Below are 1,220 nucleotides of genomic sequence, written 5' to 3'. Positions count from 1 at the left end.
CATACCTTTGGTATTTAAGTTTTCGATGCAGATGACGTCATATTGACGAATCAATGCCGTTGATAGCTTGTTTAAAAAATCTTCTCGCTGGAAAGCAACACGTTCATGCAAGCGAGCAACTTTACGACGTTGCTTTTGGTAATTCATACACTCACGTAGATCACGTTTGTCCTTCTTTGCTTGTTCGTAGCGACGAGATAGTTTACGTTGCTCACGTTTAAGCTTCTGTTCCATTTTGGTTGTAAAGCGTTGGTTATCCACCTTACGCCCATCGGACAGAATGGCAAAGTCAGTGATGCCTAGATCTATGCCTACAGCTTGGTTTGTTTGAGGTAATAGTTCGAAATCTGGTACTTCACATAGGACTGACACGTAAAATTTACCACTCGCATTATATTTAATGGTCGCTTTTAAAATGCGGCCTTCAATGTCACGAGATTTCGCAAACTTTACAAGTCCTAATTTTGGTAGTTTCATTTGATTACCGACAATCGCAATATTGTTATTCGTATTCTTCGTAGTATAACTTTGAACTGGATTCTTTTTACTTTTGAAGCGAGGATATTTATTTTGCTTTTGAAAGAAACGTTTAAAAGCGTCTATTAAATTTTCATAAGAGGCTTGTAATGCCACACTATCTACATTACGTAACCAAGCGGTATCATCTTGTTTTTTCAGCTTTGTGAGCATTTTAGACATAATGGAACGATTCAACCCTTTTCCTTCTTCTTCATAAGAAGTATTCCAACGTTCAAGGAAATAGTTGTACACAAAACGGCAATGACCATGCGTTTGATGAATTAATGCTTGTTGGTCTTTATTTGGGTAGATACGGAATTTATACGCTTTATGTGACATGACAGACACCTCCTTTTTTTCGAATATTATAATAGGAACGGATGTTCTTTTCAACAAACTAGTACTGGCAGAATAATTGGGTTCGCATTCATCCCCTCCCTACTCACTACGTTCCTTGAGGGAGGGGTATTCTGCGAAGAAATGATAAAAAGACGTTAGTTCCGTTTGGAATCAACGTCTTTTTATCGTTTTACAGCATCATACGAAAGAGTCGATATAGTGTATCGATAAAACGGAATAGATCCGCTGTGTATCGAAAGATGGTCAGTCCTTCGCTACGCTTCTTCTCTCGCTCAGCCTTCATTCTTTCTTGTCGCGAAAATTTAGGCATGTAGTGCACCTCCCTTCGAAAAAGGAGTCAG

1 protein-coding gene is annotated in these 1,220 nt (G+C 38.7%); it reads right to left on the bottom strand.

Annotated elements, in window-relative coordinates; all coding sequences use genetic code 11:
- The coding region (locus QI30_RS19080) for an RNA-guided endonuclease TnpB family protein (protein ID WP_158621086.1) at window positions 1-858 on the bottom strand (858 nt) is incomplete at its 3' end.
- Window positions 859-1,220 lie beyond the last annotated feature (362 nt).

This window comes from Candidatus Kurthia intestinigallinarum, from assembly GCF_003991225.1.
GTDB lineage: Bacteria > Bacillota > Bacilli > Bacillales_A > Planococcaceae > Kurthia > Kurthia populi.
Note: the sequence above shows the minus strand (reverse complement) of the source record. Positions and strands in the feature narration are given on the sequence as shown.